The organism is Bradyrhizobium sp., assembly GCF_047605465.1.
In the GTDB taxonomy this organism is placed as follows: domain Bacteria; phylum Pseudomonadota; class Alphaproteobacteria; order Rhizobiales; family Xanthobacteraceae; genus Bradyrhizobium.
The window spans coordinates 50,414-72,701 of sequence record NZ_JASGFS010000015.1 but is presented as its reverse complement, the minus strand read 5'-3'; the positions used below and the strand labels follow the sequence as shown (position 1 = coordinate 72,701).

At 62.0% G+C, this 22,288-nt stretch carries 20 protein-coding genes, 1 tRNA gene and 1 riboswitch; of the genes, 7 read left to right on the top strand and 14 right to left on the bottom strand.

The annotated features are described in order from the left end of the window. Positions 1 to 5: 5 nt before the first annotated feature. The 7 genes from QM712_RS15025 to QM712_RS14995 all read right to left on the bottom strand — a co-directional run bounded on the left by QM712_RS15025 (position 6) and on the right by QM712_RS14995 (position 9,726). The gene (locus QM712_RS15025) at positions 6 to 1,592 is read right to left on the bottom strand and encodes a fatty acyl-CoA synthetase (RefSeq protein ID WP_415023894.1); all 1,587 of its coding nucleotides are present in this window, start codon (positions 1,590 to 1,592) and stop codon (positions 6 to 8) included. A 95-nt stretch (positions 1,593 to 1,687) separates the two neighbouring features. Then, the gene (locus QM712_RS15020) at positions 1,688 to 2,377 is read right to left on the bottom strand and encodes a TetR/AcrR family transcriptional regulator (protein WP_415023893.1); all 690 of its coding nucleotides are present in this window, start codon (positions 2,375 to 2,377) and stop codon (positions 1,688 to 1,690) included. Positions 2,378 to 2,543: 166 nt separating this feature from the next. Next, positions 2,544 to 3,002: a ribose 5-phosphate isomerase B gene (gene rpiB / locus QM712_RS15015; RefSeq protein WP_415023892.1), complete on the bottom strand. Its 459-nt coding sequence runs from the start codon at positions 3,000 to 3,002 to the stop codon at positions 2,544 to 2,546. A gap of 79 nt (positions 3,003 to 3,081) precedes the next feature. Then, positions 3,082 to 3,155: transfer RNA gene (locus QM712_RS15010), tRNA-Gly, on the bottom strand. A gap of 494 nt (positions 3,156 to 3,649) precedes the next feature. Beyond that, positions 3,650 to 5,188 (bottom strand): hypothetical protein, encoded by a 1,539-nt coding sequence (locus QM712_RS15005; protein ID WP_415023891.1) that lies wholly within the window; start codon positions 5,186 to 5,188, stop codon positions 3,650 to 3,652. 768 nt (positions 5,189 to 5,956) lie between these two features. After that, positions 5,957 to 8,476, bottom strand: a complete 2,520-nt coding sequence (locus tag QM712_RS15000) for an ATP-binding domain-containing protein (RefSeq protein WP_415023890.1) — start codon at positions 8,474 to 8,476, stop codon at positions 5,957 to 5,959. Positions 8,477 to 8,895: 419 nt separating this feature from the next. Further along, positions 8,896 to 9,726 (bottom strand): integrase arm-type DNA-binding domain-containing protein, encoded by an 831-nt coding sequence (locus QM712_RS14995; RefSeq protein WP_415023889.1) that lies wholly within the window; start codon positions 9,724 to 9,726, stop codon positions 8,896 to 8,898. 343 nt (positions 9,727 to 10,069) lie between these two features. Between QM712_RS14995 and QM712_RS14990 the strand changes: the two genes are divergently transcribed. From QM712_RS14990 to QM712_RS14980, 3 genes are read left to right on the top strand one after another with little or no spacing between them, the layout of a single operon-like run. Continuing rightward, positions 10,070 to 10,648, top strand: coding sequence for a methylated-DNA--[protein]-cysteine S-methyltransferase (locus QM712_RS14990; RefSeq protein ID WP_415023888.1), 579 nt, complete (start codon positions 10,070 to 10,072; stop codon positions 10,646 to 10,648). Positions 10,649 to 10,657: 9 nt separating this feature from the next. Further along, positions 10,658 to 11,497: a helix-turn-helix transcriptional regulator gene (locus QM712_RS14985; protein WP_415023887.1), complete on the top strand. Its 840-nt coding sequence runs from the start codon at positions 10,658 to 10,660 to the stop codon at positions 11,495 to 11,497. Between the two features lie 55 nt (positions 11,498 to 11,552). Beyond that, positions 11,553 to 11,912 carry a VOC family protein gene (locus QM712_RS14980; protein ID WP_415023886.1) on the top strand — a complete coding sequence of 120 codons (360 nt, stop codon included), beginning with the start codon at positions 11,553 to 11,555 and terminating at the stop codon, positions 11,910 to 11,912. A gap of 81 nt (positions 11,913 to 11,993) precedes the next feature. On the opposite strand, the gene QM712_RS14975 is transcribed toward QM712_RS14980, so the two are convergent. Continuing rightward, on the bottom strand, positions 11,994 to 12,152 hold the full coding sequence (locus QM712_RS14975) for a hypothetical protein (protein ID WP_415023885.1): 159 nt from the start codon (positions 12,150 to 12,152) through the stop codon (positions 11,994 to 11,996). Between QM712_RS14975 and QM712_RS14970 the strand changes: the two genes are divergently transcribed. Both QM712_RS14970 and QM712_RS14965 read left to right on the top strand, forming a co-directional pair. After that, entirely contained in the window at positions 12,151 to 12,549 is a 399-nt protein-coding gene (locus tag QM712_RS14970) for an SRPBCC family protein (protein WP_415023884.1), read from the top strand. The genes QM712_RS14975 and QM712_RS14970 overlap by 2 nt on opposite strands. 124 nt (positions 12,550 to 12,673) lie before the next feature. After that, positions 12,674 to 13,177, top strand: coding sequence for a hypothetical protein (locus QM712_RS14965; protein WP_415023883.1), 504 nt, complete (start codon positions 12,674 to 12,676; stop codon positions 13,175 to 13,177). Here the strand turns inward: QM712_RS14965 and QM712_RS14960 are convergent. The 3 genes from QM712_RS14960 to QM712_RS14950 all read right to left on the bottom strand — a co-directional run bounded on the left by QM712_RS14960 (position 13,174) and on the right by QM712_RS14950 (position 17,142). Further along, positions 13,174 to 14,619 (bottom strand): MATE family efflux transporter, encoded by a 1,446-nt coding sequence (locus tag QM712_RS14960; RefSeq protein WP_415023882.1) that lies wholly within the window; start codon positions 14,617 to 14,619, stop codon positions 13,174 to 13,176. The two genes, QM712_RS14965 and QM712_RS14960, sit on opposite strands and share 4 nt — an antisense overlap. A 169-nt stretch (positions 14,620 to 14,788) precedes the next feature. After that, positions 14,789 to 15,838, bottom strand: coding sequence for a hypothetical protein (locus QM712_RS14955; RefSeq protein ID WP_415023881.1), 1,050 nt, complete (start codon positions 15,836 to 15,838; stop codon positions 14,789 to 14,791). Positions 15,839 to 16,035: 197 nt separating this feature from the next. Beyond that, positions 16,036 to 17,142 carry a 2'-deoxycytidine 5'-triphosphate deaminase gene (locus tag QM712_RS14950; protein WP_415023880.1) on the bottom strand — a complete coding sequence of 369 codons (1,107 nt, stop codon included), beginning with the start codon at positions 17,140 to 17,142 and terminating at the stop codon, positions 16,036 to 16,038. Positions 17,143 to 17,252: 110 nt separating this feature from the next. Beyond that, positions 17,253 to 17,332, top strand: a riboswitch (SAM riboswitch). Between the two features lie 73 nt (positions 17,333 to 17,405). On the opposite strand from QM712_RS14950, the gene QM712_RS14945 reads away from it, so the two are divergent. Beyond that, complete coding sequence (locus QM712_RS14945) at positions 17,406 to 18,593, top strand: O-succinylhomoserine sulfhydrylase (protein ID WP_415023879.1); 1,188 nt, start codon at positions 17,406 to 17,408, stop codon at positions 18,591 to 18,593. Positions 18,594 to 18,652: 59 nt separating this feature from the next. Here the strand turns inward: QM712_RS14945 and QM712_RS14940 are convergent, their stop codons facing one another. The 3 genes from QM712_RS14940 to QM712_RS14930 are packed head-to-tail and all read right to left on the bottom strand — an operon-like array spanning position 18,653 to position 21,669. Next, positions 18,653 to 19,636: an SGNH/GDSL hydrolase family protein gene (locus QM712_RS14940; protein ID WP_415023878.1), complete on the bottom strand. Its 984-nt coding sequence runs from the start codon at positions 19,634 to 19,636 to the stop codon at positions 18,653 to 18,655. 12 nt (positions 19,637 to 19,648) lie between these two features. Further along, complete coding sequence (locus QM712_RS14935; protein WP_415023877.1) at positions 19,649 to 20,428, bottom strand: SGNH/GDSL hydrolase family protein; 780 nt, start codon at positions 20,426 to 20,428, stop codon at positions 19,649 to 19,651. Next, entirely contained in the window at positions 20,428 to 21,669 is a 1,242-nt protein-coding gene (locus tag QM712_RS14930) for an OpgC domain-containing protein (protein WP_415023876.1), read from the bottom strand. The genes QM712_RS14935 and QM712_RS14930 overlap by 1 nt, the downstream gene beginning before the upstream one ends. A gap of 182 nt (positions 21,670 to 21,851) precedes the next feature. Between QM712_RS14930 and apaG the strand changes: the two genes are divergently transcribed. Then, on the top strand, positions 21,852 to 22,244 hold the full coding sequence (gene apaG / locus QM712_RS14925; RefSeq protein ID WP_415023931.1) for a Co2+/Mg2+ efflux protein ApaG: 393 nt from the start codon (positions 21,852 to 21,854) through the stop codon (positions 22,242 to 22,244). Positions 22,245 to 22,288: the final 44 nt, after the last annotated feature.

The following is a 22,288-nucleotide window of genomic DNA, read 5'->3' as shown; positions in this document are numbered from 1 at the left end:
GATGATTACGTTTCTTGGGACGGATTGGCGTCGGTCGCGAAGGCCGCTTCCGTTCCGCCGTGGATGCGGCGCAGCTCGCGCTTCAGGATCTTGCCCGACGCGTTGCGCGGCAGCGCGTCCGAGAAGATGACCCTCTTGGGCAGCTTGTAATAGGCGAGCCGGTCGCGCGCATGGGCGAGCAGGTCCTGCTCGGTCACGCTCTGGCCTTCCCGGCAGACCACCACCGCCGTAACGGCCTCGATCCATTTGGGGTCCGGCAACCCGACGACAGCAACCTCGTAGACGGCGTCGTGCTGGTAGAGCGCGTCCTCGACTTCGCGGGACGCCACCACGACACCGCCGGAATTGATCACGTCCTTCTTGCGATCGACGATGTAGAGGAAACCCTCCGCGTCGAAGTAACCCATGTCGCCCGAGTGGAACCAGCCTCCGGCAAACGCGGCGGCCGTTTCCTCCGGCTTGTCCCAGTAGCAATCGATGATCTGCGGCGAGCGATGCACGATTTCTCCGACGACACCCGTCGGCGTATCGTTCATGTCGTCGTCGACCACGCGCGTCTCGACATTGAGGACGGGCCGTCCGGCCGAAGTCAGACGCCCGTCATGATCCTCCGGTCGCAGCACTGTCGCAAGCGGGCCCACTTCGCTCTGGCCGTAGCAATTGTAGGTGAGCACGCCGGGAAAGCGCGCGCGCAACTCGGCCAAAATCGTCGCCGGCATGATCGAGGCGCCGTAATAGAGCTTGCCCAGACAGGACAGATCGTAGCGGTCGATCTGTTCGTGCCTGAGCAGCCCGATCCACGACGTCGGGGGCGCGAAGAACGAATTGATCCGGTGCTTCTGGATCATCTCGAAGACCGTGTCGGGCTTTGGCTGCTCGATGAGAACGGTGCTCGACCCCATCAGAAGCTGCGGCATCGTGAAGGTATGAAGTTGCCCGGCATGGTAGAGCGGCAGGGCGAAGAGCGCCCGATCGCTCTCCTCGTAGTCGCAGGCCTGGATGCAGCTCATATATTCGGCGAGCAACGCGGCGTGCGTGATCAGGCCGCCCTTCGGAAGCCCGGTCGTTCCCGACGTGTAGATGATCTGGCAGGGATCTTCGCCTCGGATGTCCCAATCCGGACGGGGCTGGCTCACGGGCTGGGTGGCCGCGGACATCACGTCGATGTCGCCGCCGCCTTCGAACTGCCCGATGAATTCGAGGGTCGGCAAATCCCGCGCGGTCTCCACGGGCCCCATCAGGGCCAGATCGGCGATCAGCGCCCTCGCCCCGGACTGCTCGACGATGTAGCGCAGCTCGCCGGGCGTGAGGCCGTAGTTCGCCGGCACATGGATGAACCCGGCCTGCACGCAGCCGAGCCACAACAACAGATAGGCGTCGGAGTTGCGTCCAAACGCTACGATGCGATCACCCTTTCGCAGGCCTCGCGCAGCGAGCGCCTCGGCGACGGCGATCGACGCGGTTTCCAATTGCGCGAAGGTCCACTCGCGGTCCTTCCAGACGAGGGCCGACTTCGCCCCGTTCTTGGCCACCACCCTTCGCAAGGCGTCGCCGATGGCGTTGCGCGTAGCCCGGCGCCTCGCGTCGGTCATGCTTCCTCCTGCCGGCATCGTCACCGGTTATGAAATTATACTTGCGGGTATAATTCAGATTTCGGCAGGGGTGTAAAGGGCGGTTCTGATCGCCATCAGGCGATCTTGCGCCGCACCTTCGGCAAGGTCTTGGACAGGGTCTTGGGCAGCGTCTTGGGCAGCGTCTTGGGCAAGGCCTTGCCGACGGCCGGCGCACTGACGGCGGAGAGCACGAGTTGTTCGAGGATCCCGGCGATTTCCTCCGGCGATCTCTTGCCGTCGGCCTGATACCAGTTGAAGATCCACGTGATCATTCCGGTCACGGTCTGCTCCGTCACGGACATGTCCGCGATGACGAAATCGCCGCTCTCGCATCCGCTGGCCAACAGCCGCGACAACGCCGCATGGAAGCGGAGGCGGTCGTTGCGGAAGCGATCCTGGGTGCGCTTGGGAAGATGCTTGGATTCGCGGAAATAGATCGCCAGGAACATCCGCTCCTCGATCACGGTCAGCGCGAAATTGCGAACGAAGACACGAAGTCGCTCGGCCGGCGAGCCGGTCGCCGGTCCGTCCGCGGCCTTTTCGGCGAGATTGGCCGCGAACACGGAGGTCCGCCCGCAGATCTCCTCGAGGATCTCGAGCTTGTTCGAGAAGTGATAGTAGATGAAGGGCTTCGTGACGTTCAGCGCCGCGGCGATGTCGTCGATCCGGGTCTTTGAGAATCCCTTCCTGAAGAAGCTCTCCGCAGCGGCCTTGAGGACGAGATCCTTCTTGAACTCGAAGGCGGCCTTGCGCGCGGATGTCATGGGGCCAGCGACCTACCGTTGGATCGGATATCGGTGGGCGAGTTGCACCATCCGACGAAAGCGACCCTTAGACTATGCGCTCCTTCGTCTGCAACCCCCTCCGTCTCGCGCGGCCCTCGTCCACCGGGGGTAGAGCGGCACACGGGAGGCCCGCGGCGCCGCAGCCCTAGCAGGAACCCAGCATGTCGACGCGCCGCTGGTGGCGGCCGCCGTCGAATGTCGTGCTCAAGAACATTTCGACGCATTCCTGCGCCACCGCCTCGCCGATCAGCCGCCCGCCCATCGCCAGGACATTCGCGTCGTTGTGCTGGCGGCACAGCCGCGCGCCCGTGACGTCATGCACCAGCGCGCAACGGATGTGGGCATGACGGTTGGCCGCGATCGAAATGCCGATGCCAGACCCGCAGATCAGAATGCCGCGCGCGGCCTCGCCGGCTGCGATGGCATCGGCGAGTTTGCGAGCGAAATCGGGATAGTCGACGGAAGCTGTGCTGTCGGTCCCAAGATCCAGCCAGTTCACATCGGGCAAGGCGGTCTTCAGGGCTTCCTTGAGGGCAAAGCCCCCGTGATCGCAGGCAATGGCCACGATGCGTTCGAGATGCGCCTTCTCGTCCTGCCCGGCCATTCGCTACCCCAATCGATCGATCGCAGGCGGACGCGAAGCCATCCGGCCTGGTGCTCGAGCTCTGTGAAACAAGGAACCTTGGAGCGGGCGAAGGGAATCGAACCCTCGTATGCAGCTTGGGAAGCTGCCGTTCTACCATTGAACTACGCCCGCAAAGCGACTTTTTCGTCTCTTAGGCACCGGCCAGGCACCGGTCTTCCCTCAGTGTTTAGCCGAACGCAATATCCCCGTCCATTCTGAAGTCAGCCGCCTCTTGGCGCAGCAGCTAGCCTCAATCGGGCACGAGCTGACTGAGCAGAATCACTATTGAAGGTTGTTCCGGATCGTCCGTACACTTACCCGCTGCTAGTGGCTCAACCACCTGATGGAGCACGTGCCCTGATTTGCTGCAGAGACCAACTCAGGGAGCGCGGCTCGCGGAAAAGAAAAGCGGCGTCGAGTTATTTCTTTCGTCCGTGATCACCCAGAAGAGCTCAGGCCATACTTGCTCCGGTGAGCCGTCCCGCTGCCGCCATAGTAACCCACGCCCAAAACCCAAAATCAGACCTGCAATTGCCAGCTGCATCAAGTCCCAAGCGACTGGCCAACCAAGATTGGCCGGCGCTTGGGGGTCGGGCCGTCATCTCACATGCAGCGCGTGTGTCCGACTAGGGCAGCGTTGCTTCTCCTGCATGATGAAGAAATTGGCTCTTCATCTCGAAACTAACGATCGAACCTGCTCGCGGCGGGCGGTCGACCAGAATCTCCAAGGTCCGATCGGATACTAGCTTAGTGCTCACTACCGAAACAGCTAGATCCGACAAACCTACCGTTGTCTTTCCAGGGAAGAACCATCCGTCCTTCTGAATGTTCAGCGTGATGCTGTTTCCAGATGAGATGGCCTGCACGTCTGGAAGCGGTAACGGCATGTCCCAAGTCTCTAGCCAAATCGTGCTATCGACCGGATTACCCTGATCGTCCGCTTCGATGAAGATATAGTCCATCGAAACCGTGTTAGGGGCAGCGCCCCGCGTGTAACATTGTGTGGTCCGAAACGCGAATATCTTGGGCATCTCATGGTTTAGAAGCCCTGCCTCGGGATAGGAGTAGCCGCCCGACTGAGAATTTGTCGAGAGCAATTCACCTTTAGACGACGCTGAAATAATGATGCCATTTCCATCGGTCACACCATTGCCGAACCCCGGTCGAAAATCTATGGCCGCGCCTGGCTTCTTTGGAAATGCATCTGCGGCAGCGCCGCTGATACCATTTGGAAGCGTGATCGCCGCCACGGCCAAATCGTCATGGGGCATGACGTCGATGACGGATTGCGTCTGACCATGAGTTGCAAGAAGGATGGTGTGATAGTTTTCCGTATAGTCGATAAATGAGCGACATGTGGCCGGATGTAACTCGTCATGCGGGACCCCATCCAAATTGAGGGGAGTGAGGCTCAAGTTCGAGAGATCATTCAGGGTACAGGTACCGAAGAAGGGGCGGATCCTTGCATTCTCCGCCACATCAACGCGGATAAAGCAGCGGCCGAGGCGACAGACAACGTCTGCGCTACCCAACGCACCTGCAACGCGCAGGGGTACTTCGGGCCCTACTTGTAAGGTTACCGGATTAAACGTCCGGACGTAGACGCTATTGCTCTCTCGGCATTTGTACGACAGCAAACCGAGTGTAGGCGCATCGACTGCTACGTGACCGATAGGAGGTTGGTCGATGCTCAAACAGGGAAAATCGACACGCTGGCAGGTCGTACCCACTTCGGCGCTTCCCAAGTGCAGGCGACCGGCTTCAACATAGGCAACAACGACCCCGCCGTCATACTTACGCAGTTCGAGGGTATGGCGGCTGGTTACACCATCACTGATCCGATGCCTTTCAATGACGGATACGTTTTGGACTTTGCTTAGATAGAGTCCATCTGTCTCCGCTGTGAGAACGTGGGTGACGTCTCGTCCTTCATCTCTAACAGCGCTCACCTGTGTCGAAAGAAAAGGAGCCGAGGTCGCCCCACTAGCGGTCAGCTTCAATGCCTGATGAACGGTATTCTCCTTAATCCACCGCACTGCCGCCGACGTACGAGGTAGAGCAACTCCATCAAACATGCGATCATCTTGGACGTCGTGGAACGACGTCAAATTGTATAGTGGCGAAGCAATTCCACTAGTTTGAGCGTCTCGACTTCTGAAATGCATAAACAACCCTCCTCAATATGACGCTACCTAGGGTAGATCGATGCAAAGGAGTACGCAAGAAGATCGCATTGCACAAATTGGCGCCCAGCGCGCTGGCCATAATCACTATTGACGGTTGTGGCCGCCCATTTGTACGTATTGTGACGCTGCTAGTGGCTTAACCCACGTGGAGCACCGGTGTCTCCCGAACAGGAGACTTCGGATGTCCACACAAGTGAAGCTACCGCTATACCTAAGTTGGCGAAAATTGAAGGACGTCTTGGGCCGGCCTTACGGCAGGACGCATACCGAACGATTGGAGACTGATCCCAAGTACGCGCATGATCCTTTTCCGCGACGCGGCAAGATCGGGCGCCACCGGAACAGCCACCCAATGTGGTATACGCCTGCGGTCCTCGACTACTTCAAGCGGCACGGTCTGCCAGTCCCGGAGAACGTCGAATTTTCCTGACGGAAGACTTTGAAGTGCGGGAGAGGATGGCCATAATTTGACAGCTCATTCACTCCATTTTCCAGAATCTTCATCTCGGCTATCCGAGATTGCTCTCTTTCATAAATCAATGATTTGGGTTCTCGGTTAGCCGAAGTAAAAAACTCAAGAAATTCTCAAGATGCGGACTCGCGCGGTCTTTGAAAAAAGTTATCCACAGTCAGTGCCAAAAGCGGCACGACACGAATTAGACCGGCGCGCAAATGCACATGAGGTAGTCGCAATCCCTTGAACGCGACTCGGATTGATCGAGCTATGAGAGATGGATCGAGATGGCATCAACTTGAGGGAACATCGCGTAGATCGATTAAACTTTTTTGCCTTAAGTTTTCAATTACATCCCAGCTGGCGGAATTCGTTGCACATCCGAGCAACAGCGAGTGCTTGGCTCGGCTGATTGCCACATAGGCTTGATTGCATCCTATGATCCTATCGAGTTCAAACGAGGCAATGTCCGGAACGATAACCACGTCGAATTCCAATCCTTTCGCTTCCCGCACTTCTGTAAAGTGGATATTGATCCGTTTAGTGAGATCATCGCGTCGCGATAACAAAGCTGGGCGATGATACGCACTCAGCTCTTCCTCAAGAAGATCGAACCACTCTTCAGCTTTGTCGGCCGACGGCGTAATTACCGCGACTGTCGCATGATGAGGCAGAGTACGGACACGTTCGAGAATGAGTCGAGCCATGCGACCGCGTTCATCGAATCGGTAGATAGCCGCAGAATCCATAGACTCGCCGGGCTGCAATTCTACACGGTTGTCTCCAAGGATGAGAAACCGGAACCCCGCGCTAAGTGCAGCTAACTCAGGACGCTGACGAAAGTTATGATCCAGGAATATTGTGCTATTTCGCGAAGATTTTGGGACCCACGGAAACAGATTTTCAAAATCAGTGGCTCCTTCTGACTGAAGTTGCTGGCATCTGTCGCCCGATAGCGTGATCTGATGGTACGCGTTGCGGGCACTGAGCCCCATCAAAACGAGTTCGATTTCCGTGAAGTCCTGCACCTCGTCGATGAAGACAGCGGTATTTTTCCGGATTTGATGCATATGGTTCAAGCTGCCGCTTTGATCGATAAAGTCGAACCCCGCGGATATCATTGCAGCAAATATCACCAACGCGACCAGATCGTCTTCGATCAGCGCCGGACGTTCCACGCCTTGGCTGAGGAATCCCCTGATTTCAGCGACAGCGCCATTTAGGTCCTGAACTATCCTTGGGTCGTCGGAATTAGGGAATGATCTGTGAACCAATGCCGGAAACTCCGCGCGGCCTATCGCCGCAACAAACAGCTCATGCGACGTCAGCCCCTCAAGCAAACGTCGGGCCGCAGGCGAGACGATTTTTTTCTCCGCCTGTTCCTGGATGCGTCGCATCTCGCGATCGAGATTCAGCTCTTCTCGGCGGCGTCGTTCGGGGTCCATTTCTTCGCGAACTTGGAACGTCTCTCTGGCTCGGTCCTCCTGATCGCGAAGCTCGCCTTCGGCAGTAAGGGTGACGACCCGCGACGCGAGTTCACTCAAGTAGAAGGGCTCGGACGGAGCCTGGATAGTCGCATTCAGGAGGCTATCCGCAAATCTTGCGAGATCGTCACGCGCGCTCTTGGGGATTTCTCCAACGTCTGCCAACTGGCCTCGAAGACGTTCGCCTGCCGCGCGCGCCATTGCGACATCCAACGCGCGCAACCAGTGGAAACGACTACGAAGTGACGCGCCTCCGCTTTTCTTTTTCCTGAACCGATTGGCGATTCCAAAGCGATTGGACAAATCGCCTCTAAACTCCTCAAAATCTTTTATGGGGAGATGTGCCAATTCCAATGCTGCCGCAGTCTCTCTGAGATATCCTCTCAGGCTGTGACTGAGGACGAAGCCCATCATTCCTGCGGGAGCGAAATCGCTGGTCGATGCGTTCTGAAGTCCGTAATATTCACGTTCGGCTCCAGTTTCAAAATTCGCGAAGAACTTCAAGCGGCCTAGGGCTACGGATGTCTTTCCGGCTCCAGCGATTCCTTCGACGAAGGTCAAGCCGCGCGGATTGTTCAAGGCGCGCTCTTGGTCTTCTGTTGTCCGGGTCATGAATTGATGACCCAGAGATTGATTATCGGAGTCTCCGAGATAGATACCGGTCCAGTCGATCAACCAGGTGGGGTCTGCCCGGTCAAAGCGATCGAGTTCGGTCAACGGCTTCAGCGCCGTTGCGTCCATGCTAAAGCGCTGCAGGGTGGCTCGAAGGTCTTCGACGATCACCGGCTTTTTGAGCCCGCGTCTCCGGATCGCCATCGAACGGAAGTTAGGCTCCTCAGTAGGCAATCGCAGGCTCACCGGGCCATCAAGAACGCGGACATCTTGCACGTTCAAATATCGATCGCCGCCCGGAGTCGCTACGTCACGCTCATCGCCGGGCTGAGCGGTCACGAGTTGAGTGGCAAGCCGGGAATTGCGAGCCAGTACAAAGCATCCCTGCTCCACATAGCCAACATTGGCTTGCGTAATTCTATACGTGAAAGAACCCTTTGACCGATCACTTTCATCCACCTCCGTTCCGATCACCGTGCGCCCATAGCAAGCATGGGCAAGTTCCTGGAAGGCCTTCAGGCGCGCATGCCTATTTTCGATCACCGCGAACTCGGTGGCGTCGATTCGACCTAACGACTGTGGCTTTCTCGACAGATCGGCAAGATGAGCAGAAACCCCGTAGGCCAACGCCTCAAGGACTTGCAACTCTTGGCGGCTGGCAACTATTTCTTCTGGTTCGGCTACGGATGCCGGACTCACGATAGGTCGATTTGTCATGCGGTCTCCACAATGACTGACGACTCGGGGGAAGGTCGTGAGTATAGAGCAGCGAATGGAACTAGGATACAGCCCCAAGCGCAGTACAAAACGGACCAGAAGCTGCGTGAACTGGTTTCGCGGCCGCCGATCCTAACGCGAGACAGTCAGGTGCTGCAGATGCCGTTCGAGCTTTGCTAGCGCTTTCTTTTTTTTCGTCAAGATAGTCGTAACGATCGTAGATTTCATCCAGATCGTTGCGCCCTGCCCCGGTCACATGGTTGAGCATTATCTCCGCGGTCTCGCGCGGCACGTGAAGGCGCGCCAACATCGATCGAAACGTCCGCCGAAGATCTCGCTCGTTACTCCCGAGCGGGTGTCGAGTTCTTTCTTGAACTTCCCCCACGAGCCATCTTTGAAATGATCGTCGATCAACCGGCCTAGGAAATAGTAACGCGCATTAGTCTTGCGGCGAGAATGACGCGCGCTAGCGGCAAGATCGGAATTGCATGGGCGCGACCATTCTTCGTGAATTCTCCGGGAATAATCATCACGCCGCTCTCCTCCCATGTCGGCATCAAACGGCCTATCTCGCCGTTCCTGCAGCCCCAAAGGATAAGTAGACGGACCATGTCTCCGAACATTCCCTCGCACGCGTGCCACACCTTGCGGAGCTCGTCGTCTGAAAGTATGCGCTTCCCTTTCTTGTCCTTACCCGGCGCCGGATACCCTTCGAGCGGTCTGTGCCTGAGATATCTGTGAGGTAGTCGCATGCACCACTTGAAGAAAACTCGGAGTACTCGAAAGGCGTGCAACTGCTCACTCGGGGTGCCAGCCAGCTTCTTTAGGTCCGAACTCACATCTTCGTCCGTGATTTCCGACAAGAGCTTCGTATCGAGCAATGGAAACTTGTTGGTCAACAGCCGATGCGCTTCGTGCTTGGTCCGTGGCTTCGCAGACTTGTAGTGATCTTTAACGAAAGCGATCGTAGCTGCGTCGAAGAGCACACCGGTCTTGACCGTCGGCGCGGTGATACCAAGCGTCTTTTCCGCGGCGATACGACGCGCTTCCTCGCAGGCTTTAGAGAGAGGCACTATGCCGAAACGGCCAAGCGTACGCCGCTTGCCGCGACCGATCATAAGGATGAAGGTCTTCGATCCGCCTTGCGAGATGCGGACGCCCAGCGGGCTATTCTTGTCCCACACGGTGAGCTGTCCCTTAGACGGCGGCTTAAGAGCGCGAACGCTCACGTCAGTCAGATTGGATTTCACTAGGCACCTCTAGGCACCGGCACATGCGGATTGCCGTGGTTTACAGTGGCAACCGATGCCTAGTCGTACCGAGAGAAAAGCTTTTTGTCACAGGCACCTAGGGCGAACCATGGTGCATGACGAGCGAGCTACTGAACAGCTTGGGAAGCTGCTACCATTGAACTACGCCCGCGAGATGCGCCTCGCGCTCCTCCTGATTAGCCGAGACGGCGCGTCCCGCCAAGCGCTTTGGCGTGCCCCGCCTGACGGTTGTTAACGTCTTGGCAAGATTCTACGTGCGCCGGATTGTGACGGTGTTATGATCTGTGTCTGGGGAGAAACGTGCACTTTGTGAGGCGTGTGCATGGTGGGGCGCGGTTACGCGATATTCGACACGGCCATCGGCCGCTGCGGCATCGTCTGGAGCGAGACCGGCGTGATGGCCGTGCAATTGCCGGAGGTCCGGGAGATCGATACCCGCCGCCGGATTTTCCAGATTCACCCCGACGCACGCGAGCAGCGACCGTCCGACAATGCCGAGCTTGCGATCGACGGCATCGCGGCCTTGCTGCACGGCAGCGATCCCGATTTTTCCGACGTCAGCCTGGATGCCGGCGGCCTGCCTGCCTTCGACCGGCGCGTTTATGAAGCGACCTGCGCGATCCCGCGCGGCGAGACGCGGACCTATCACGAGATCGCCAAGACGCTCGGGGCATCCGGCGCCGTGCATTCGGTGGCGCAGGCGATCGTCAAGAACCCGTTCATGCTCATCGTGCCTTGTCACCGGGTGCTCGAGGCCGGCAATTACACCGACCGGCTCTCGCCCTACGGCGGCGTGATCTCCAAGCGGCGCCTGCTGTCGCTGGAGGGCGCCCATCCGATCGCCAGCAAGACGCTGTTCGAGGTGCTGCTGCCCGTTGCCCCGCCGAGGGCTCCTTCCTAGATAGGCGGGATGGACGCGACCACGTTATTGACGACGCCCTCGATGACGGTCTCCGAGCTTCGCTGCGATGCGGGACCGGGCGACAAGCCATTCGCCGAGTGCCGCACCGGCCATTCCATCGCCTATGTCCGCTCGGGCAGTTTCGGCTGCCATTGCCGGGCCGGCTTCTTCGAACTGGTGGCCGGCTCGATGCTGGTCGGCGCTCCCGGCGACGAATACACCTGCACGCATGAGCATGTCTGCGGCGACGTCTGCCTGTCGTTTTTCCTCAGCGAGGAGCTTGTCGATGCGCTCGGCGGACGACGTGAGGCCTGGCGTGTCGGCGCAACGCCGCCACTGCCGGAACTGATGGTGCTGGGCGAACTGGCCCAGACGGCCGCGGACGGCAACAGCGACATCGGTCTCGACGAGGTCGGCCAGATCCTGGCGGGCCGGTTCGTCGACATCGCCTCCGGCAAGGCGCGCAGGCAGGGCCCGCCCACCGCGCGCGACCGTCGCCGCGCGGTCGAGGCCGCGCTGTGGATCGACGAGAATTCGCATGCCGAGGTCGATCTGGAGCAGGCCGCGAGCCAGGCGGGCCTGAGCCCGTTCCACTTCCTGCGGCTGTTCTCGGGCGTGCTCGGCGTCACGCCGCACCAATATCTGGTGCGCTCGCGCCTGCGGCATGCCGCGCGGCTGCTCGCCGACGACGGCATCGCGGTCACCGACATCGCCTATGACGTCGGCTTCGGCGATCTCTCCAACTTCGTCCGCACCTTCCACCGCGCTGCTGGCGTGTCACCAACGAAGTTCCGCCAGGCATCACGAGGCGAGCGCAAGATTCTCCAAGAGCGGCTCGCCCTCAACTGAGTAGGTTCGTCTCCTGCGCGCGCTTCTCGCGGCGCGCTCTGCAATGGAGACCACCATGTACGACCATATCGGATTACGCGTTGCCGATCTCGAGGCCGCGACGCGCTTCTACACCGCGGTGCTGGCCCCGCTCGGCTACGTCCTGTGCTCCAGCGGAGACGGCTATGCCGGCTTCGGGCCGAAGGGCGAGCCGGCGCTCTGGCTGCATCTGAACAAGGGACGGAAGGCCGACGGCACGCACATCGCGTTTCGGGCCAAGGACCACGACGCGGTCAAGGCATTTCACAGCGAAGGCATGAAGAGCGGCGGCCGCGACAATGGCGGCGCCGGCCCGCGCAAGGACTACAGCCCGACCTATTATGCGGCGTTCCTGATCGATCCCGACGGCAACAATGTCGAGGCCGTCTGTACGTAAGCACTGCCAAGCGCGCACATTCGCAGGGTGGGCAGCGTACCCGCCAACCGAGTGCGACGACGATGCGTGGTGGGCACGGCGCTATGCCGTCTTTGCCCACCCCACGATTTCCAGCCGCGCCGCGTCGTTGCAGCGCAGCGAAGCAATCCAGACCGGCTGACTCTGGATTGCTGCTTCGTCGCAAACGCTCCTCGCAATGGCGGTGGTTGTGGCGGCATCCAACGAGAAGGACACCTTCATGGCCTCCATCCACAACGACGTGCCCCTCGCCGCTTCCGCGCACGACGTCTGGGACGCCGTGCGCGATTTCGGCGCGCTGCATCAGCGGCTGGTGCCGGGCTTCGTCGCCGCCTGCACCCTCGACGGCGATGCGCGGATCGTCACTTTCGCCAACGGTTCGGTGGCGCGCGAGACGCTGGTCGATTGCGACGATGCGCGGCAGCGGTTGGTCTATGCCATCAGCAGCGAGCGGCTGACGCATTACAGCGCATCGGTGCAGGTGATCTCCGACGGCGAGACGCGATGCCGGTTGCTCTGGATCATCGACATGCTGCCGAACGAGCTCGCGCCTTACGTCCAGGGACAGGCCAGGGAGGCGGTGGCCGCCATGCACAGAGCCTTTGCGCCCGCGGCGTAGCGCTTCCTCACCCGGCCTCTGTGATTTTTCTCACAGAGCCTTGCCTGCGCCGGCTCTAACCATGACCGCGTGCGTCCGATGGGCTCCACTCTCCCGGCGGAGCTGCGCACGCGAGGAGCATGCCATGAGAGGTGCTGACAAAGTGATCTGCCAGGCAGCCGCAGTGCTGCTGTTGTTCTCGGTCGCGAGCTCGCCGGCCAAGGCGCAGTTCGCGGGCTTCGGCGGCGGCGCCGGCGGTGAGGACATGATGACCCAGATGGCGCCGATGCTGGAGATGATGAAGGCGAAGATGGGCAAGCGGCGCTTCGCCATGATGATGCAGACCATGGGCCCGATGATGAGCCGCATGATGGAGAATGGCGGCGGCGGATTCGGCGGGATGATGGGCGGCGGCATGGGTGGCCTCGGTGCCGGCAATTTCGGCGGCGGCTTCGGCGCGCCCAATTACGGCGGCTACACGCCGATGGGCGGCGGCTATGCGCCGGCCGGGATCGGCGGCATGGGCGGAGGCGACATCATGGGCATGCTGGGCGGCGGCGGTGGCGGGGACATGATGGCGATGATCCCGCAGCTGATACGGCTCGCCAATGTCGGCGGCGGCGGTCATCGCCGCCACAGGCGTCGCTAGTCCGTCGCGCCCGACAGTGCCGGCCTGATCGCGGATTTGATCTCGCGAGGGCCCCAGCGCGTCAGCACCACGCTGGAGCACGAGAGCAGGCCGAGCACGACCATCGAGCTTGCGGCGAGCCAGAAGAAACCCTGCGCGGTGGCATCGTGCGTCGACAGCCACCAGCCGCAGGCGGCGATGTAGGCCAGACGCGCGGTCTGCGCCAGCACCGGTCCGATCACCTTGGCTGCGCCCTGCGAGGAGAAATACATCGTCGAGGCAAGACCGATGAAGGCGTAGAACGGCGCCACCGTCGAGAGATATTGGTGGCTGGCGGCGCGCACGGTGGCGTTGTCGGTGAAGATGTTGACCCAGAGGTCGGGGAAGATCGCGACGAGGCATGCCGGTACGCCGACGGCGACGAATGCGGACGCACCCGCGATCCAGGCGATGCGCCGGGCGCGCGCGATGCGGCCGGCCCCGACCGCCATGCCGATCATCGGCACCGAGGCGATGCCGAACGAGAATGCGATCGAGGTCAGCAGGAATTCGAGCCGCGCGCCAATGCCGTAGCCCGCGAGGATCGCGGTGCCGAACTTCGCCAGCATGTGGGTGAAGATCGAGATCGTCAGTACCGACTGCAGCGGCGAGAAGCAGGCGATGGCGCCGACCTTCAGGATGTCGAAGAACATCGACCATTGGATGCGAAGCCCGCGCAGCTTCGGCACGACACGGGCACGCCCTGAAAACAGATACCAGCCCATCACGCAGATGTTCATCGAATAGGCGATCAGCGCGCCGGCCGCGACGCCGCGCATGCCGAGCTGCGGCACCGGCCCGAGCCCGAGGCCCAGCGTGCCGCCGAGCAGGACCTGCCAGACCGCGGAGTTGAGGATCAGCAGCGACGGCAGCTTCATGTTGCCGGTGCCGCGCAACACGCCGGCCATGGTGTTGAGCAGCCAGGGCAGCACGGCGCCGCCGAAAAACACCTGTGTGTAGGCGATCGCGTGCGACAGCACATCGCCGCGGCCGCCGAGCAGCTCCAGGACACGCGGTCCGAAGATCAGCATGCCGAGCATGAAGACGAGGCCGAAGGTGATGCCGATCAGCAGCGCATGCGCGGCGAGCGTGCCGGCACGCTCGCGATCGCCGGCGCCGAGCGCGCGCGCGATCGCCGATGCCACGGCGCCGCCCATCGCGCCGCCCGACATCGTCATGGTCAGGATCACTGTCGGAAACACCAGCGCCATCGCGGCCAGCGCCTCGACCCCGAGCCGGCCGATATAGGACGTCTCCGCGATCACGACGCAGGTGCCGGCGGAGAGCGCGACCACGTTCGGCCAGGCGAGTCCGAGCAATGTGCGCAGGATCGGCCCGTCCGTCAGCGCGCTCCGCACCGGCTGCGGTGGCGGCGGCAACGGACGCTCCTGTTCATCGACCGGGATCTCGGCGATGTCGGACATTTCCTCTCCGGAAGCACAGGCGCCATTCGCGGCGCATCAATCAAGCGGTGTGCCAATGATTTTCTTCCCGCGAAAAGGCGCGGGGAGCGACTTGTTAGCACGGTGCGGCGCGATTCCTCCTGCGGCGGGCGCAGGCGTGCCCTGCGACAGCGCATTTCAGCACGTGGAATTACCCGATGGTCCAGATCAGCGGTGGGCGGCCGCCCGCCGTCGGGCGCAGGTGTACGCCGATGTGCCGGCCACAACCCGCGGCGAGCCCTTCGAACAATCCCTCGAGCACCCTGTTGCAGGCGCGATGATGATCGGCGACGTCGTCCATCAGTTTCCAGCTTTGCTGGCGGAGTTCGACAGTGCCCTCGGATTGCGCAGTCTCGGCGGTATCATCCTGCGCGGCGAACAGCGCGTTCAGAAACGCCGCGAATTCCTTCGCGCCGCCGCGCGTCGCCGACAGCGCGGCCGCAACCTCGTCGAAATATTGCATGCCGATGAGCTTGCCGGTGAGGTGCAGGAGATAGCCTGCGTCTTCCGGGCCGAACAATTGCACCATCACGGGCGCTGCGGTGCGCACATATTCCATCGCGTAGTTGCGAAAGGCTTTCTCCAGCCGCGGCTTCGGCCAGCTCGCGACGGGCAACGCCGGCGCGGCGCTCGCCTCGAACAGCGGCGCTTCCAGATGCCGCGCGAAGACGAGGCGCTGATCCAGCTCGAGCGGATGGTCGTACTGGCAGTAGTAGCCTTCGAGGCCGTCCTGACCGTCGACGCTCTGCTTGGTGCAGACGAAGCCCAGCCTGGTATCACCGAGCGCGACGCCGTTGTTGGCGTGCCAGCCACGCAGCATGGCGCGGCTGACCTCGCCGGGCACGCCGCAGATCGCGGCGCCCTTCCAGATCCAGCGCGGCGGCGGATAGCGGATCCAGGCCTTGGTGTCGCTCTCGTACATGTATTCGACATGCACCCCGCCGATCCAATTGGAGAGGTAGTGATACTGCGCGGCCGCCACCGCCGGCGGCAGATGATCGATCCCGAGCTTCCTGAGCCCGGGCAGGAAGCGCTCCTGCTGCTGGCGTCGAAACACGCGGAAGACGAACTCGGCGGCATCCGCCGTGCCGCGCCGCGTGACGACGGTGAGGATGAGACCGGTGAAATAGGCGTGATAGAGATCGGCGACCGCGCGCCAGCGCTTCCACTGGGCTTCCTGCGCCGCATCTGATGCGGTCATGTTCGCTCCCGGCTTTTGTTGTCGTTGATGCCGCGGTACTTTACCCTGTCGTCCCGGGCAAGCGAAGCGCAGACCCGGGCCCCATCAGCACGGGGAACAGCCTTGCGGAAAGGTCGCAACGACCATCCTTCGCCGAACGTCGCCCATGGTTATGGGTCCGGACTTCGCCGGGACGACAGCCGAGGACGAGGCGGGCGCTACACCCGGAAATGCTTGGAGAGCTTCAGGCCCTGCGCCTGGTAGTTCGAGCCGATGCGCTGGCCGTACATCGCGTCGGGCCGCGCCAGCATCTTCTCGTAGACGAGACGGCCGACGATCTGGCCATGCTCGAGGATGAACGGCACTTCGCGCGAGCGCACTTCGAGCACGGCGCGTGCACCCTGCCCGCCGGCGCCGGCATAGCCGAAGCCGGGATCGAAGAAGCCGGCATAGTGCACGCGGAATTCACCGACCAGCGGATCGAACGGCACCATCTCCGCGGCGTAATCGGGCGGCACCTGCACCGCCTCTTTCGAGGCGAGGATGTAGAACTCGCCGGGATCGAGGATCAGGCTGCCATCGGGACGGGCCGAGATCGGCTCCCAGAAATCCTCCACCGCATAGCCCGAGCGGCGATCGACATCGACGACGCCGGTGTGACGCTTGGCGCGGTAGCCGACGAAGCCGCTGGCCTTCTCGCCGGACAGATCAACGGAGACGGCGACGCCGCCGGAGAGATCGGCATCGTCGATGTCGACGAGGCGCTCGGCGCCATGCAGCGCATCGAGCTCGTCGGCATTGAGGATCGCATCGCCGGTGCGGAAGCGCACCTGGGACAGACGCGAGCCCTCGCGCACCAGCACCGGAAACGTCTTCGGGCTGATCTCGGCATAGAGCGGGCCGTGATAACCGGCGCCGATCATGTCGAAGCGGCGCGTGCCGTCGGCAATGACGCGCGTGAAGACGTCGAGCCGGCCGGTCGAGCTCTTCGGATTTGCGGCCGCGACGATATCCGGCGGCAGCGCGAGGCTTTCGAGCAGCGGAACGATGTAGACGCAATTGGTTTCCAGCACCGCGCCGTCGGCCAGGCTGAACTCGTGCAGCTTCAACTCGTCGATGCGCTCGGCGACGGTCGCGCCGGGGCCGGGCAGGAAGCTCGCGCGGACGCGATAGGCGATGTCGCCGAGACGCAGATCGAGGCTCGCCGGCTGAATCTGGCTTTCGACGAAGTCGTAAGCGGGCAGGATGAGCCCCTCTTCCGCCATCGCCGCGATCATGCGGTCGGGCAGGATGCCATTGGCGTCGTCGGCAACCGTGAACGTCAACCGGTGATCCTCAACTCGGGTCAAAACGCATCCGAAAACGCGGAAAAATGAACCTTTTACGGCTATCCGATGGACGCCTTGACGGAAAGGGCATTGCGGAATAAGAGCATGACTTATCCCGTGGTGATTTGAGCCGGCCGGCTTGCAGCCACGTTAAATAAGTCGCTAAACAGGCCGGGGACCTCTGTGATCCCGGCCAGTGGAGATATCCAGGCCGGTTTTTTTGTGACCATTTCGCTCGCGTGGTCACGTCGGAGGGTCCTATGTCGAAGTCGCCTGCCACTTACCGCCCCGAAACCCGCCTGGTCCATTCCGGCACCCTGCGCTCGCAATATGGCGAGACGTCGGAGTCGCTGTTCCTGACCCAGGGCTATGTCTACAACAGCGCCGAGGAGTGCGAGGCGCGGTTCAAGGGCGAAGATCCCGGCTTCATCTATTCGCGCTACTCCAACCCGACCATCGCGATGTTCGAGCGCCGCATGATCGAGCTCGAGGGCGCCGAGGCCGCCCGCTCGGCGGCGACCGGCATGGCCGCGGTCACCACCGCGATCCTGGCGCCGCTGAAGGCCGGCGATCACGTGGTCGCCTCGCGCGCCCTGTTCGGCTCGTGCCTCTACGTCGTGCAGGATTTGTTGCCGCGCTATGGAATCGAGACGACGCTCGTCGACGGACTCGATCTCGACCAGTGGCAGCGCGCGCTGAAGCCGAACACCAAGACGTTCTTCCTGGAGAGCCCGACCAACCCGACGCTCGACGTGCTCGACATTCCCGCCATCGCCGAGATCGCCCACAAGGGCGGCGCGCGGCTCGTCGTCGACAACGTGTTCGCGACGCCGATCTGGCAGAGCCCGCTCGCGCTCGGCGCCGACGTCGTGGTCTATTCCGCGACCAAGCACATCGACGGCCAGGGCCGCTGTCTCGGCGGCATCATCCTGTCCTCGGAAGCCTTCATCGCCGAGCACATCCACAATTTCATGCGCCAGACCGGGCCATCGATCTCGCCGTTCAATGCCTGGGTGCTGCTGAAGGGCCTGGAGACGCTCGGCGTGCGCGTGCGCGCGCAGACCGATACGGCAGCGCGCATTGCCGAGACTCTCGCCAGCCATCCGAAGATCGCGCGGCTGGTCTATCCCGGCCGCGCCGATCATCCGCAGGCCGCGTTGGTGAAGAAGCAGATGCGCGGCGGCTCGACGCTGGTCGGCTTCGAGGTGAAGGGCGGCAAGGCCGCGGCGTTCCGCGTGCTCAACGAGCTCAAGCTTGCGAAGATCTCGAACAATCTCGGCGACGCCAAGAGCCTGGTGACGCATCCGGCCACCACGACGCATCAACGCCTGAAGCCGGAAGACCGCGCGGCACTCGGCATCAGCGAAGGCTTCATCCGCTTCTCCGCGGGCCTCGAGCACGTGGATGACCTGATCGAGGACCTGACGGCGGCTCTGGAGAAAGCGTGAGACCGTAACGACACTCTCGGCGTCGTTCCGGCCTTCGCCGGAACGACGGAGAGAGCCAATCACATCGGCCGATAGGCGTGCACGTCCGCCGGCACGTTGATGCCCAGCTTGATCTGGCCGACCGAACGGATGATGTCGTCGCCGAGAAGCTGGGCGAAGCAGGCATAGCCCCAGTCGTTCATATGCAGGCCGTCGGCGATGACGAAGCTTTCGACCGGGATCGCCTGTTTCTCGTGCCAGTCGCGCATCACCTCGAAGCGCGGGAAGATGCCGACATGGCGAAGCTCAGCGACCTTGCCGAGCAGCCTCACCATCTTGCCGGCGCTCTCGGCGCGCTGAGTGACGGCCGGCGAATATTGCGGGTCGACCAGCACGATGTCGGCCTCGTCGGCGGCCTGGATGCGGGAGATGCCGTCCTCGACGAGCTTCGCGGTGTCGCCCGGATCGAGGTTGCGCAGCACGGCGTTGGTGCCGACCTGCCAGATCACGAGATCCGGATGCACGTCGATGACCTCCTTCTGGAGGCGCTTCATCATCTCGGGCGCGTCCTCGCCGCCGACGCCGGCATTGATGACGCTGATGTCGGCGGTCGGATATTGCCGGCGAAGCTGCGCGGCGAGACGGTTCGGATAGTTGAAGTCCGGCGAGCTCGCGCCATAACCGGCGGTCGACGACGAACCGAACGCGACGATCACGACGGGCTGGCCGGCGATGAGCTTGCCCGCGACATGCGGCAGCGAGCCCATCGACTTCGCACCGCCCTTGGGCGGCAGGCAGGGCACGCGGCTGAAGATGTCACCCGCGGATTTGGCGACCTGCTTCACCTTGTCGATCGCGCGCGCCGTGATGCCGCGCTCGGTGGAGGACGACGGCTGGGTGGTCGCGGCGACCGCGGTCTGCGACGCCGACGTGGAAGCAGAGCTAGCTGCCTGCGCGGGCTGCGCCTGTGCGGGCGAATGCGAGGCCGGCGCCAGCAACAGCAGCGCCGCAACGACGGGCGTGGCCGACCACGCCGTCAGGCAAAAAGGGCGAAGAGAACTCATTAACGCTAGACCTCAATTTTGCTGCTGGGCCGGACCCAGATGGGCGGCGTCGATCACGAACCGCGCCAACGCCCTGCCAAGGCAATCATGAACCTGCTTTGCCAGTTCAGGGCCGCGCGACGGACTGAACAGGTCGAACTGCCCCTGATCATTCCATTGCCGCATGATCGCGAAACGATCGAACAGCGGGACGTCATGCTCCTGCGCCACCACGCGCATATTGTCGAGATAGGGCGGCGCCGAGATCATGGTTTCGGTACGCGGGCTGTACTGCAAATTCATCAAGACAACGTCGGCCCCCGCATTTTGCAACGCAACAACACCATCGGTTACTGCGCCACGAAAATCGTCGGGATCGATCGCTCGGATAGCATCCACCGTCCCGGTCTGCCAGATGACCAAAGTAGGCTTTTTTGCTTCCATGAGATTAACGAAGGTAGCGGCTGCTTCCTCCGCCGTCTTCTTGCTCTGTATTTCTACGGAGACGTGCACCACCTCGGCAGGTGGCAGCTTTTCCTTCAGGATGGCCTGCATCCGCGCCGGATAGGAACTCTCTTCCGAGGAGGGGATGGTCGTCGAGCGGCTGCCGATCACCAGGATTTCGAGCGGTTTGCCTGCCTTGACGGCACCGGCGACCTTGAGAAGCTGGCTGTCGGTCGCGAGCAGATAGGACGGCAGTTCGCAGGCGGCCGGCGCGGCGGGCACCGCAGGCGCAGAATCTCCCGCCCGCGCCGGAGGCGCGGCGAGGTTACCGCACAGCAGGATCAGGCTCAGGAGAACCTTCGCCTTCATCAGCCCCCTCCCGCCAGATCGGCGTTGCCGACGGCGTTTTTGGTTTTCGCACCGCTCTTGTCAGCCACGCGCTTGTACCACGAAATCACCCAGGCCATTGCCCACATGATCAGGATTCCGGAGAGACTAATCAGCGCATGCATGGCCGGACCGCCGGAGACCTCGGCCAGGATGAAATGACCGGCGAAGGCCAGGAAGACGCCGAGGCAGAAGATCTCCAGCGAATGCTGGCCGCACAGGATGAGCGGCCGCAGCCAGGGCGATTTCAGGCCCGGCCAGTCGCGCGGCAGGAAGCGCACGGTGAGCGCGGCCAGCGCCAGGAAATGCGTGAAGCGCAGCACGTCAAGGTCGGTCTTGTCGATCGGATACATCCACTGCTCGAGCCGCTTGGGCATGAGATGGGACAGCTGCGGCACATACCAGGTCAGCGTCACGTAGAACGCCGCAAGCAGATAGGCGATCGAAATCCACATCGTCACCGGTGAAGCCAGAATGCGCGACATGCGCCGCGCGCCTCCGAGCGCGCACCATGCGCCGAATACGAAAAGCAATTGCCAGGCCAGCGGATTGAACGCCCAGAAGCCGTTCGGATAGGCCGAGAAGTAGAGGTCGTATTCCCAGGTGACGGCGTAAAGCACGGCGGAAAGGCCGAGCGTGACGTCGGGCTTCCACTTCATCGACCACAGGATCAGCGGCAGCGCCAGCATCAGCACGATGTAGAGCGGCAGCACGTCCATGTTGACGGGGCGGAAGCGCAGCAGCAGCGCCTGCACGATGGTGACGTCGGGCTGCTTGAGAAAATCCATGATGCCCATCTCTTCAGTGTAGAGCGGGTTCTCGAAGCTGGTCGCGACGTAGGAGATCTCCGCGAGGAAGATCGTGAACAGGAAGACGTGGGCGACATAGATCTGCCAGACCCGGCGCAGGATGCGGGCGGTGGCGATGACGACGCCGCTTTCCAGCATCGCGCGGCCGTAGACGAAGGCGGCGGTATAGCCGGAGATGAAGATGAAGATCTCGGTGGCGTCGCTGAAGCCGTAATTGCGGATCGTGAACCAGGTCAGCCAGTTCGGCGGCAGATGGTCGATGAAGATCAACCACAGCGCCAGCCCGCGGAACAGGTCGAGCCTGAGCTCTCGCTCGCCGATGGCGGGCAGCGTGATGGCCGGCGCGGCGACGCGCGGCTTCGCCTTCGCGGTTCCCGCGATCGGCGATCCCGTCACTTGGTCGGCAATGGTCATCGGGGGCCCAAAAACCCTTTCGCAAGTCGTGACGCTTCAAGGAGTGTACTGGCCCGGCCGCCGCCTCGCAAAGCGGCCGGATCACAACGGGGTGTAATTCCCCGCCAATTCTGGCGGCACGATGTCGCGAAAGAGGGCTGCGACGTTTGGTTCCCGGCACGGATTTCGGTATGATGGCGGACATGTACCGCGCCGTGACCCGCCAGATCGAAGTGACAGTCGAGCCGAATTATGTTCCGGAGCAATCGTCGGCCGAGCGTTCCCGCTATTTCTGGTCCTATACCATCGTCATCGTCAATTCCGGCGAAGAGACCGTTCAGCTCAAGACCCGGCACTGGATCATCACCGATTCCTCCGGCCGGCAGCAGGAGGTGAAGGGCGAAGGGGTGGTCGGCGAGCAGCCGGTCCTCGCGCCCGGCGAGCGCTTCGAATACACCTCGGGCGTACCGCTCTCGACCGCGTCGGGCTTCATGACCGGCCGCTACCAGATGGTCAACGAAAGCGGTGAGCGCTTCGAAATCGACGTACCGACCTTCTCGCTGGACAGTCCGGACAACAAGCGGGTGCTGAACTGAACCAGGCGGGCGGATACGTCATGGTCAGCGCATCACACCCGCAA

Excerpts from the sequence above, each read along its gene's own strand:
- QM712_RS15025 (WP_415023894.1), bottom strand. The coding sequence starts at position 1,592 with ATGACCGACGCGAGGCGCCGGGCTACGCGCAACGCCATCGGCGACGCC.
- QM712_RS15020 (WP_415023893.1), bottom strand. The coding sequence starts at position 2,377 with ATGACATCCGCGCGCAAGGCCGCCTTCGAGTTCAAGAAGGATCTCGTC.
- rpiB (WP_415023892.1), bottom strand. The coding sequence starts at position 3,002 with ATGGCCGGGCAGGACGAGAAGGCGCATCTCGAACGCATCGTGGCCATT.
- QM712_RS15005 (WP_415023891.1), bottom strand. The coding sequence starts at position 5,188 with ATGCATTTCAGAAGTCGAGACGCTCAAACTAGTGGAATTGCTTCGCCA.
- QM712_RS15000 (WP_415023890.1), bottom strand. The coding sequence starts at position 8,476 with ATGACAAATCGACCTATCGTGAGTCCGGCATCCGTAGCCGAACCAGAA.
- QM712_RS14990 (WP_415023888.1), top strand. The coding sequence starts at position 10,070 with ATGGTGGGGCGCGGTTACGCGATATTCGACACGGCCATCGGCCGCTGC.
- QM712_RS14985 (WP_415023887.1), top strand. The coding sequence starts at position 10,658 with ATGGACGCGACCACGTTATTGACGACGCCCTCGATGACGGTCTCCGAG.
- QM712_RS14980 (WP_415023886.1), top strand. The coding sequence starts at position 11,553 with ATGTACGACCATATCGGATTACGCGTTGCCGATCTCGAGGCCGCGACG.
- QM712_RS14970 (WP_415023884.1), top strand. The coding sequence starts at position 12,151 with ATGGCCTCCATCCACAACGACGTGCCCCTCGCCGCTTCCGCGCACGAC.
- QM712_RS14975 (WP_415023885.1), bottom strand. The coding sequence starts at position 12,152 with ATGAAGGTGTCCTTCTCGTTGGATGCCGCCACAACCACCGCCATTGCG.
- QM712_RS14965 (WP_415023883.1), top strand. The coding sequence starts at position 12,674 with ATGAGAGGTGCTGACAAAGTGATCTGCCAGGCAGCCGCAGTGCTGCTG.
- QM712_RS14960 (WP_415023882.1), bottom strand. The coding sequence starts at position 14,619 with ATGTCCGACATCGCCGAGATCCCGGTCGATGAACAGGAGCGTCCGTTG.
- QM712_RS14955 (WP_415023881.1), bottom strand. The coding sequence starts at position 15,838 with ATGACCGCATCAGATGCGGCGCAGGAAGCCCAGTGGAAGCGCTGGCGC.
- QM712_RS14945 (WP_415023879.1), top strand. The coding sequence starts at position 17,406 with ATGTCGAAGTCGCCTGCCACTTACCGCCCCGAAACCCGCCTGGTCCAT.
- QM712_RS14940 (WP_415023878.1), bottom strand. The coding sequence starts at position 19,636 with ATGAGTTCTCTTCGCCCTTTTTGCCTGACGGCGTGGTCGGCCACGCCC.
- QM712_RS14935 (WP_415023877.1), bottom strand. The coding sequence starts at position 20,428 with ATGAAGGCGAAGGTTCTCCTGAGCCTGATCCTGCTGTGCGGTAACCTC.
- QM712_RS14930 (WP_415023876.1), bottom strand. The coding sequence starts at position 21,669 with ATGACCATTGCCGACCAAGTGACGGGATCGCCGATCGCGGGAACCGCG.
- apaG (WP_415023931.1), top strand. The coding sequence starts at position 21,852 with ATGTACCGCGCCGTGACCCGCCAGATCGAAGTGACAGTCGAGCCGAAT.